Here is an 11,378-nt window from a genome sequence, read left to right as displayed (position 1 = left end):
ACGACCACAACTCGACGCCGGACCTCGCGCCGCGGTGACCTGACTTCTTCCGCAGGTCACCGCGGTCGTCGGTCTGGGCCTACCCTCCGAGCGGAGAAACCGATGCGTGCCCGTATCTCACCCGCAGCCCCCGTTGTCGGGCTCTGCCTGATGGCCCTCGTCCTCGAGGGCTATGACCTCCTCATGTACGGAACAGTGGTTCCGTCACTGCTCACCTACGCCCCCTGGGACCTCGACGCCACAGACGTCGGGATGCTGGGCTCGCTCACCGGCATCGGCATGCTGGTCGGAGCCCTCCTCGCCGCGGCGGTTGCCGATCGGTGGGGACGCCGCCGCACCCTCCTCGCCGCCGTCGTCACGTTCTCCACAGCCATGGGTGCGTGCGCGATCGCACCCACCCCCGAGGTGTTCGGGGCGGGGCGCTTCGCCGTCGGACTCGGCGCCGGTGTCCTCATGCCCACAGCCGCCGCCACACTGATCGAATTCGCCGAACCCCGCGCCCGGGCCCGTCCGGTGGCCATGGGGTTCGTCGGCACCTGCATCGGCGGCATACTCGCCGGAGTGCTTTCCCTGTGGCTGGTGCCCACCCACGGCTTCCGGTCGATGTTTCTCGCCGGCATGGTGCCGGCGCTGATGTTCTTGCCCCTGATGCTCGCGTTCCTCCCGGAATCACCCGCCTACCTCGCCTTCCGTGGAGAACATGCCGCCGCGGCTGCGATTGCCGACCGGTATGGCGTCGAACGCACCGCCGCCCCTACTTCCACCCCGCCCAGCCGGGACCGTGGCCTACACGCACTCTTCGGTATGCACCGCACTCTCGCGACCCTGTTGTTCTGGTGCATGACGCTGCTCTGTTTGCTGGTGTTGTTCGGCGTGGCGACCTGGCTACCCGCGCTGATGAAATCGGCCGGATACCCGCTGGGCGCGTCCCTGTCTTTTCTCCTGACCCTGAACATCGGAGGCGCCCTGGGTGCCCTCGGCGGCGCCGTGCTCGCGGACCGGTACGGGATCAAACCCGTCACTGCAGCATTCTTTCTGTGCGGCGCGATCGCACTACTGCTCGTTACCACCACTCCGCCGTTGGTCGTCGTCTACTTGTTGGTGTTGCTCGCCGGAGTCGGCACGACCGGCACCCAGATCCTTCTCAATACGTTCATCGGCAGTCACTACCCCGCATCGAACCGTGCCACAGGACTGGGTATGGCCTCGGGTGTGGGTCGGATCGGGGCGATCGTCGGCCCCACCTACGGTAGCATCCTCGTCGCGATCGGGACCGGAACCAACTGGCAACTGGCGGCTTTCGCCGCACCGGCCGTCGTCGGTGCCATCCTGACCGTGCTCGTTCCTCAGCGCACACCGATCCACCGATTCGCTCAGACCCGACGTCCTTCCGCGGCCGCGGATATCGATCGGAACGCTGTTTCATGACCGTCGGCCGGGAGTGGCGCAGATCACGGTCGGATATAGGATGTTCTGCGACATGACGAAGCTGCTCATCGCGATGGCCGGGGCACGAACGATGGACACCTCCGGCTACCTGTTCCGCGCGAAACAGTAAGGGGCAACCACAGTGGCACGCCTGCAGTCACTCAACGTCGGTATGCCGAAAGACGTGCCCTGGCAAGGCCGGACCGTCCACACCGGAATCTTCAAGTACCCCGTCGACGGCCCCCGCATGGTCCGCACGCTCAACATCGACGGCGACGGTCAAGGCGATCTCGGCGGTCACGGCGGAGAAATTCGTGCCGTGCTCGTCTACCAATGTCAGTCCTACGACTTCTGGCGGCGTCATCTCGGTCGCGACGATCTCGAATACGGCCAGTTCGGGGAGAACTTCACCGTCGACGGCCTACCCGACGACGAGGTGCACATCGGTGACCGCTATCGGATCGGTGACGCCGAGTTCGAGGTCACTCAGCCACGCGTCACTTGTTATCGGGTCGGAATGCGCCTCGGTGAACCCGAGATGCCTGCGCTGCTGGTTGCCCACCACCGGCCCGGGTTCTACTTCCGGGTTATCACCGAAGGTTACGTGCATGCAGGCGACGAGATCATCCGCACCCGGATCGGCCGACACCGCATGAGCGTCGCCGCGATCGACGCACTGCTCTACCTACCCGACCGGGACATCGGCCAGCTCCGGAATGCAGTGGACATCCCCGCGCTCAGCCCCGGCTGGCAGCGATCGTTTCGCGATCTGCTCGACACCGCAGAGCACCCGACGCGCGCCGAAGAGCCGCCCGCCGGCGCCCAACCGGACGGCTGGGCCGGCTTCCGACCGCTGCGGGTGTCACGGATTGTTCCCGAGAGCACAACTGTGGCGTCGATCCACCTGGCACCACACGACGACGCCCCGCTGACCCGGCCGAAACCCGGCCAGTACCTCACCCTCCGCGTCGCCGGTGCCGCCGACCCACCACCGGTGCGCAACTATTCGCTGTCCGCCGCTCCGTCGGACAACGAGTACCGCATTAGCGTCAAACGCGAGACCCACGGCCTCGTCAGCACCTATCTCCACACGCAGTTGCGCGTCGGCGACACCGTCGACGTCGCCTCTCCGCGTGGCGATTTCGTTCTCACCGAAGACCACGATGACACCACGCCCGTGCTCCTGCTCTCGGCCGGCGTCGGGGTGACCCCCGTTCTGGCGATGCTGCATGCACTCGCCGCAGCCCACAGCAAGCGCGACATCTGGTGGCTGCACATCGCCCATTCAGCCGCCGAACATGCTTTCGCGGCCGAAGCGCACCGGTTGCTGACCAGCGTCGACCGAGGTCATGAACACGTCTACTACACCGCCCAGGGGCCGACGGCGAACCTGGTTCCGCCGGCCGTCCCCGGCCGCATCAACCGCGAAGCCTTGGCCGCACTGGGCCTGCCCACCAACGTGGTCACCTACCTGTGCGGTCCTACCGCGTTCATGGCCGCGCTCCGCGAGGTACTCATGCACATCGGTGTGGAGTCCGACCGCATCCACACCGAGTTGTTCGGCGCACTCCCGGCCATCAACCCTGGACTCACCGACTCCACCCACACCCCGCCGCACCAGCCCCCGGGACCCGGCGGCACCGGGCCGCGCATCACGTTCACCCGCAGCGGACTCACCGCGCCATGGAGCGACGAGTACAGCACCGTCCTCGATTTCGCCGAAGCATGCGACGTTCCGACCCGCTGGTCGTGTCGCACCGGCGTGTGCCACACCTGCCAGACCCCGGTCCTCTCCGGGACCGTCCGATACCGACCGGACCCCCTGGAACCCCCGATCCCGGGCACGACCCTCTTGTGCTGCTCGCAACCCGAAACCGACCTCGTTCTCGATCTCTGACAAGCCAGGGGGCCTACGTGGCTCCGTCGCGCCAACTACCGCTGGAAAACGCAAAGCGTCACGGATCGATGATTTCCCGCGCCTATTCACGCAGTAGCTAAGATTGCGTCGTGGACGGTGTCTGGCCGCTTACGGGCAGGGATGAGGAACTGCGGCGCATCTGGGCGGCTATCGAAGGCTCTGGTGATGGCTCTGGGGTTCTTGTGGCGGGCGGTGCCGGTGTTGGCAAGAGTCGGTTGGCGAGTGCCGCCGTCGCCGTACTTGCCAAACGGCACGCCGTCCGGTGGGTCACCGCTACGGCCTCGGCTCGAACTCTTCCGTTGGGAGCGTTTGCTCAATGGGCACCGATCTCGCAGGCCGACCCGATGATGGTCATCCATACCGTCATCAAGGCGCTCACTGCTGGCGACAAGCCCGTAGTCGTGGCCGTCGACGACGTTCACCTGCTCGACGACCTGTCCGTCGTCGTCATCCAACGGGCGTTCCCCCCGAGATGTGGACACCTATTTTTATGCGGCGGTGGCCAGCGTAGCCGATCGCCGTTCGAACTCGACCGGGCAGATCTGGCCCAGGCTCGAATGCCTCCTTCTGGTGTTGTAGCGCGTGATCCAACGGAAGACCGCGGCGCGTGCCTCACCCGCACTGTTCCAGCGCTTCCGGCCCTGCAGCGTCTCCCGTTTCAACGTCGCGTTCAGCGACTCGGCGGCCGCGTTGTCCGCCGACGTTCCGACTGCGCCCCGCGACCGGGTCACCCCCAACTCGCGACACAGGTCGGCGAACTCGGCCGATGCATACTGAGACCCGTTGTCGGAGTGGAAAATTGACCCATCGAGACCGGTGGCGCCGCGCACGGCGGCCGCCGCCCGCAGCGCGTCGGTGACCAACTCGGTACGCATGTGATCAGCGATCGACCAGCCCGCCAACCGGCGCGAGCCCAGGTCCATCACCGTCGCCAGATACAGAAATTCACCGTCACCCACCGGGAGGTAGGTGACGTCGCCGACGTACTTGGTGTTCGGGGCGCTCGCGGTGAAATCCCGCCGGATCAGGTCCGGAACCGCCGCCGCATCCGGGGCTGGGATAGTGGTGCGGACCGGTTTGCGCAGATGCACCCCGACGATCCCGTGCTCACGCATCACCCGCTCGACCCGCTTGTGATTGACCTCGATCCCGGCATCGCGCAGTTCAGCGGTCACCCGCGGGGCACCGTAGGTGCCGTCGGAATCGGCATGGATGGCGCGGATCCGCGCCGCCAGCTCCTGATCAGAGTGGGCGCGGGCCGCCCGGGCCGGCGCGGAGGCCCGCCACCGGTAGAAACCCGAGCGGGAGACCTCGAGAATCTGGCACAGCCACTTCACCGGAAAGGTGTCGCAGTGGTCATCAACGAATTGGAAGTGGCTGCTCACCAAGACGTCTCGCCCGCGAAATATTTCGCGGCCCTCCGCAGGATCTCCCGCTCGGTTTCGAGCTTCCGGATTTGGGCCTTGAGCTGCCTGTTCTCTTCCTCCAACACGGACTCGGACGATACCTCGCCCGGCGATACCGCCCGCTCCGCCCCACCGGACCGGAGCTCGGCCGTGGAGGTACCGGTGCGTTTGCGTTCGGCCCGCACCCAGTTGCGCAGGGTCTCGCGGCTGACTCCCAGGTCGTTGCCGATGCCCTCGAACGTGTGGCTCGGATCGGACAGGTACAACGCGACTGCATCGGCCTTGAACTCCGCCGAGTACGCCTTCATGACCATCAGTGAATCTCTTCCTCTGGACCTTCACGATCCAGTGTTCACGATGTCCTCACTCAGGGGGGAACGCCCAACAACTCGTGCAGCGCGGCCTTGCCAAGGTCGTGCTCACCCTGCGCAGCACAGAACCGGCCCCCGACACCATCACCACCCTCTGGAAAGACGGGTTCCTCAACCGGATCGATTTAGATCCCCTGCGCAAGAACGACACTGAACGCTTGCTTTCGCAAGCGCTCGCTGGGCCCGTCGCCCCCGCAACGGCGGCCGAACTGTGGAACCTGACCCGCGGCAACGTGCTGTTCCTGCGGCATCTCGTTTGCCAGGAACGCGACGCCGGACGGCTCGTGAGCGACGTCGGCACCTGGCGGTGGAGCGGTGAACCCGTCGTCTCACCCACCCTCGCCAAACTCATTACCGGCCAGCTTGGTTCGCTGACCGATGACACGGCAGAAGTCCTCGACTACCTCGCGATTGGCGAACCCATAGACGGCACGGTGTTGGAAGCCCTCACCAGTCCGCACGCGGTCAAGGAAGTGCATTCCCGCGGCCTCATCGACATGACCAGAGAAAACGGCGATATCGCCGTCCGCCTCAGCCACCCTCTCTACGGTGAAGTCCGTCGCAGCACTGGCAACCTCCTACAACTGCGCCGCCTGCGCGGTCGTCTCGCAACCGCTCTTTCCACCCGCGCTGATCCAACACCCGCAGCTTTGTTGCGACGCGCATTGCTGAGACTCGAATCCGACCTGCCGCCCGACCTGGGGCTCTACCTCGCCGCCACCGCCACCGCACTACGACTCCACGATGCTCCCCTCGCCCTTCGCTTCGCGGACGCCGGACATATATCTGACAGCGGCTTTCAAGGCGCGATGCTGCACTACTGGGTGCTCAATAACGTCGGTCGGGCACAGGATGCATTCACCCTGCTCGAGGCGCTCGATCAGAACGCGCTAACGCTCGAGGAGCAACGGCGACTGTCCGTTATGCGAGTCGGCACCCTCTGCTGGAGCCTCGGCGATCCCGAACGGGCGAGGCAAGAACTGGCAATCGCCAAGGTAGCGCCCTATAACCACAAATCGTCCGAGCTAGCCGCATTCGAAGCACTCCTCGAGTCGGTGCAAGGCCGACCCGACCACGCGATCGCCGCAGGAAACGTGGTCTTTCAGACTGCGCCGAGCGATATGGCATTCGTGCTCACCTCATGCGCCCTGGTCATTGCCCACGGTTACTCAGGAAATGCCGCCAAGGTTTTTCCGTTGACCAAGCGGGCCTCCGCCTTAGTCGCAACCTCTAGTGATGCGTCCGCGCTGGAGTACGGGATCGTCTACTTCCACATCGAAGCAATGTTCATCGCGGGGTACCTTCAGGCCGCGGAACAAGTCATGACCCAGTTTGTCGAGTATGCCGCGAACACTCCCGGAACCATAGGTTTGTTCGTCTCATTGCTCCACAGCTACGTTGACCTCTCCCAAGGCCATCTGAACGCTGCGCTCGAGGTTCTGAACAGGGCGGATCGCGAATTCCGTACCACCACGTACGACAGATCAGCTGTCGTCAGCTGCCGGGTTTACCTGATTCTCGCGTTATCGCATCGCGGGGACGGGAAACGCGCAGCGGAGCTGGTGCGCGATCTCGACACGCTGAATCCCTACGGCTTCCTCCGATCAGCGTGCACCCTCGCCAAAGCATGGGCTGCGGCCGCCCAGCAGATGATCGCCGAGGCAATCCGCCTCGCCCGGAAGGCGGCCGCGATCGCGGCCGATCGCGGCCACTTCGGCCAAGAACTCCTGTGTCTGCAAGCCGCATCGCAATTCGGCGATCACACCACAGCGCACCGGCTGAACGAGCTCACCGGCCTCGTCGACGGGCCACGGGTCCACGCCGTTGCACTGCATGCCAACGGTCTGACCAGCGTTGACGGCGAAAAACTTGCCGAGGCCTCACGGCGGTACGAAGAAATCGGTGACATCGTCGCAGCGACCGATGCCTCCGCCCAAGCCGGAACTCTCTTCCGCGAACAGCAACATCATGGTTCCGCACTGACAGCCATCGAACGTGCCAGGACGCTGGCAGGCACCCACCGCGGACTCAACACCCCCGCACTGCGCCAAGCCGGCGAAACCACCCCACTCACGAGACGGCAGCGCGAAATTGTCGCCCTCGTCTCCCAGGGCTTCACCAACAAAGAGATCGCCGAACGCCTCGGAGTCTCCATCCGCACAGTCGAAGGCCACCGCTACCACGCCAGACTGCGCTGATCGCGCGTCGCCGCAGTAACCAGAAAATCGCGTAGTCGACTACGCGGTTCAGATCCGCGACTGAGCGTGACGATCATTGCTGTCCCATGAAACTTGAGAAGCGCTTCGAGGCGATAAGCCAGCCCAGCCCCGGATGGTGCGTCCGGACTGCAGTTCGAGCGTCCTCATCGAGGAGTAACCCATGAATAACGACAAGCACCTCAAGCATCTCGGCGAGCTGGCGGTGGCAGTGGGCATAGGGCTTGCGGTCGCCCCGGCCGGCATCGCGGTGGCAGCACCGTCCGTCGGCGACTCGTCCACGTCGTCGAGTCCTGACTCCTCCGACCAGACATCGTCCGACCGGAGCTCCACGGACCGATCCACGGACCGATCCACGGACCGATCCACGGACCGATCCACGGACGGGACCTCGTCGGACAGGACGTCCTCCGGCGCATCGCGCACCGACTCGGACTCGTCGAGCGGCAGATCCGGATCGTCCACGACAGGCGACTCGACCACGGATTCGCAATCCACCTCCGGCACGGATTCACAATCCACCTCCGGCACCGATACCCACTCCACCACGGGCACCGACTCCACGTCCGCCACCTCGAACGACGACACGAACGGGTCCGGCGCGACGACCCCCGACACCGCCACGGCATCCGACCCCACGACACCCGACAGCTCGTCGACGGCGAACGGCGGTGGCATTCCGGATTCCGGCACGACAGCAGACGAGTCCGAGCAGGTCGGATCGAGTTCTGCCAACACGGCACAGGCCACGATCAACGAGTCCGGTGCCGCGATCGCACCGGCCGACCGGCCCCCGGCCGGAGCAGTCACCGAGTCATCGGATTCGTACGCGTCTTCGACACCGGCACAGGGTCACGACCGCGCATCTGCGGGTAGCGCCGTTGCGCCGAACCCCCCGACCGCCCCGGCGACGGGCAGCTCGCGCACGGCACCAGACCCGGCCGCCACGGCGGAGGACCCGGCAGCGCGCGGACCCGCCCCGGCCGCGCCGGCAGCGATTCCGGACGCAGTTCCGGCGACGGCGACGGCTCCCGCGATCACCACGACCGACGGCACGACAGCCCTGACGCGCCGGGTATCCGACACCCGCGCCGATGCACCGCACGTCGGGACGCAGGCATTGGCCCCGTCTCTCCCCACCCCGGCGGTGGACGTCGCATCCAGCGTCGTGTCGAAGGTGCTCGGAGCCCTCGGGCTACGTCCGTTCCTGTCGAATGACCCAACCGTACCGATCGAGTCGCCCACGTTCTGGGCGTTGGCCGCGGCATGGTGCCGTCGACAGGAAAAGGTAATCACCGCCGATGCGAGCCGAGCCCTGGCTGCCGCCCCCGTCACGACCGGCGAGCCGATCGAATCGTTCGCCGCCGCGAGCACCGCATCCACCGGCACGAGCTCTGCAGCCACTGCCGGGCCGATCGTCGGTGTGCCCGACCGCAGCACCGGTTCGGTTCTCGGCTCGATCAATTCGCCTGGAACCCAACTCGGTTACACGGTCACCGGACCGCCGAGCCGCGGAACGGTCACCGTCGACGCTACCGGCGGTTTCACCTACACCCCAACCCAGGTAACGCGCCAGGCGGCCGCGCTGAACCCGAGCGCCGATTACGACTCGTTCACCGTCACCGTGACCTCCGGGCAGTCCAGCAACCCGGTGACCGTGCAGGTGCCGGTGTCTGCGGCACGGATCCAGGTCGCGCAGTCCACCACTGTCGGGTCCAACCCGTCCGGTGCGGCGTTCGCAGGTACCAGAACCTATGTGGCAAATCAGGGTTCGAAGAGCATTTCCGTACTCGACGCAGGAAACGCCGTCATCGGCTCGGTGCCCGTCGGCACCTCGCCGACCGGCGTCGCAGCCAACCCCACCGGGACCCGGGTGTACGTCACCAACAGCGGCAGCGGCAACGTGTCGGTGATCGATACCGCCACCAACACGGTCGTTGCCACCGTCAAGACCGGCACCACACCCAGCGCCGTGGCCGTCAACCCTGCCGGCACTCGCGCGTACGTCACCAACAGCGGCAGCGGCAACGTGTCGGTGATCGATACCGCCACCAACACGGTCGTCGCGACCGTCAAGACCGGCACCACACCCAACGCCGTGGCCGTCAACCCTGCCGGCACTCGCGCGTACGTCACCAACCGCAGCAGCAACACCGTCTCGGTGATCAACACCGCCACCAACACGGTCGTCGCGACCGTCAAGACCGGCACCACACCCAACGCCGTGGCCGTCAACCCTGCCGGCACTCGCGCGTACGTCACCAACCGCGCCAGCAACACCGTCTCGGTGATCGACACCGCCACCAATACCGTCGTCGCCACCGTCGCCGTCGGTTCCCAGCCGACGGCCGTGCGCGTCACGCCCGACGGAAGCGCAGCCTATGTCGTCTCCAATCCGGACACCCTCACCGTCATCGACACGCGCACCAACACCGTCGTGTCCACCCTCTCCATCGACTCGCCCGCCGAGTCCGGCGACCACTCCATCGCGCTGAGTGCCGATGGTTCCCGGATGCTCGTCACCGATGCGAGCGACGGGCGGGTACGTGCCCTGACGCTCACATACGTGAACTCCGCGCCCACAGCGATCTGGACGGCCGGCACACCTCGGGCGTCCGACGGCGCGGTCGTCGTCACCCTCGTCGACCCCAAAGACCCCGATGGCGACCCGGTGACCTTCACGAACACCGCCCCCGGGTCCGGATCGGTCCTCTCCGACGGCTCGACTTTCACCTACACCCCGACCACCGCCGCCCGCGACCTCGCCCTGCAATCACCGGGCGAGGACGCCGACCAGTTCACCATTGCCCTCGCCGACGGCCACACAGTGACGAACATCGTTGTCACCGTTTCGGTCTCGCCGACGCAGGTTCCGGATGTCGTCGAGGTCGAGTCGACCGCCATCACGGTGGGAAGCGGTCCGACCGGCGCGGTGATCGCCGAGGACCGAATCTATGTCGTCAGCGAAGAGGGCTTCGTCCGGGTGATCGACCCCGAGACCAACACGGTCGTCGGTGCGCCGATCGAGGTCGACTGGGCGTCGTCGAACATCGCGGCCGCCCGCACGTGGGTGTATGTCAACAGCCCCTATTCCGGCACTGTCTCGGTGATCGATACGACGACCGGCACCGTCGTCGACACGATCTGGCTGCCCATCTCCCCTGACTTCCAGGGCTATTCCCTGGCGCAGGAGTTGGCCGTCAGCCCCGACGGGACGCGCCTCTACGCCAGCGGTGAGGACGGCACGGTGTCGGTCGTCGACACCGCCACGAACGACGTGATCACCTCCCAGCCCCTCGGATACTTCACCGATATGGCCGTCGGCGAGGACCGTCGCCTGTACGGCACGAGCGGCGCGTCCGTTACCGTGATCGACACCGAATCCATGACGGCGATCAGCACCCTGGGAGTCGGGCCGGTGTGGGACCTCACCCGCTCGAGCAGCGAGTTCACTGATGTCACCAGCAGTGTCGCTGTCAACGCGGACGGCACCCGAGCCTATGCCACCTACCACGTCAGCACGGTGGAGCTCGCCAGCGGCGGCTACTCCAACGGACATTTCATCGTCGACCGCACAGGACGGACCTGGCGCGTGACGGGCGGATACGAGGTCGTCGCGGTGATCGACGTCGACACGTCCAGCACCACCTACGGGACCCAGCTCGCGACGGTCCGGCTGCCCGAGGGAGCACAAGACGTGGCGATCAGCGCGGACGGCGATCTGCTGTATGTCTCCGGCGCGGACGGCCGGACCGTCTCGGTGATCGACACCTCGACATACGCCGTCCTCGGGACCTTCGTCACCGACCCGGACGGCTCGACCTCCGGGACGTACGGACCCTACCGATTCCTGCTCGTCGATCCCGATCCGGACACCGGCGGAACGCTGTACGTCACCGACTACGCCGACGGCGCCGTGTACGCCGTCACCGGCGCACCGGGCGGCGCACCTCCCGCTGTGCTCACCTGACCGAACCGACACGCTGGATGACGCGAACGACCCCCGATCCCTAGCGGGAGCGGGGGCCGATTCGTCGGA

5 protein-coding genes and 1 pseudogene are annotated in these 11,378 nt (G+C 66.2%); 5 read left to right on the top strand and 1 reads right to left on the bottom strand.

What is annotated here, in order from left to right; all coding sequences use genetic code 11:
* Positions 1–102 precede the first annotated feature (102 nt).
* The 3 genes and pseudogenes from DTA22_RS02255 to DTA22_RS02245 all read left to right on the top strand — a co-directional run.
* The gene (locus DTA22_RS02255; protein ID WP_112298370.1) at positions 103–1,428 is read left to right on the top strand and encodes an MFS transporter; all 1,326 of its coding nucleotides are present in this window, start codon (positions 103–105) and stop codon (positions 1,426–1,428) included.
* Positions 1,429–1,570: 142 nt separating this feature from the next.
* A complete protein-coding gene (locus DTA22_RS02250) occupies positions 1,571–3,325 on the top strand; it encodes an MOSC and FAD-binding oxidoreductase domain-containing protein (RefSeq protein ID WP_112298369.1) in 1,755 nt (584 codons plus the stop codon).
* A gap of 110 nt (positions 3,326–3,435) precedes the next feature.
* Positions 3,436–3,741, top strand: a pseudogene (locus DTA22_RS02245) (AAA family ATPase); the annotation flags it as partial.
* A gap of 93 nt (positions 3,742–3,834) precedes the next feature.
* Here DTA22_RS02245 and DTA22_RS02240 read toward each other — a convergent pair.
* Positions 3,835–5,066 (bottom strand): IS3 family transposase gene (locus DTA22_RS02240; protein ID WP_095864784.1). Its coding sequence is split into 2 segments (ribosomal slippage): positions 3,835–4,748 and positions 4,748–5,066, totalling 1,233 coding nucleotides; the frame shifts between segments, so codons are not numbered across the junction.
* Between the two features lie 2 nt (positions 5,067–5,068).
* Here DTA22_RS02240 and DTA22_RS02235 point away from each other — a divergent pair.
* Together DTA22_RS02235 and DTA22_RS02230 are read left to right on the top strand one after the other, a co-directional pair.
* Positions 5,069–7,321: a helix-turn-helix transcriptional regulator gene (locus DTA22_RS02235; RefSeq protein WP_255309384.1), complete on the top strand. Its 2,253-nt coding sequence runs from the start codon at positions 5,069–5,071 to the stop codon at positions 7,319–7,321.
* Between the two features lie 181 nt (positions 7,322–7,502).
* Positions 7,503–11,309, top strand: a complete 3,807-nt coding sequence (locus tag DTA22_RS02230; protein WP_112298368.1) for an Ig-like domain-containing protein — start codon at positions 7,503–7,505, stop codon at positions 11,307–11,309.
* The last annotated feature ends 69 nt before the right edge of the window (positions 11,310–11,378 follow it).

The organism is Rhodococcus wratislaviensis, assembly GCF_900455735.1.
Classification (GTDB): domain Bacteria; phylum Actinomycetota; class Actinomycetes; order Mycobacteriales; family Mycobacteriaceae; genus Rhodococcus_F; species Rhodococcus_F wratislaviensis.
This window is presented reverse-complemented; position numbering and strand designations above follow the sequence as displayed.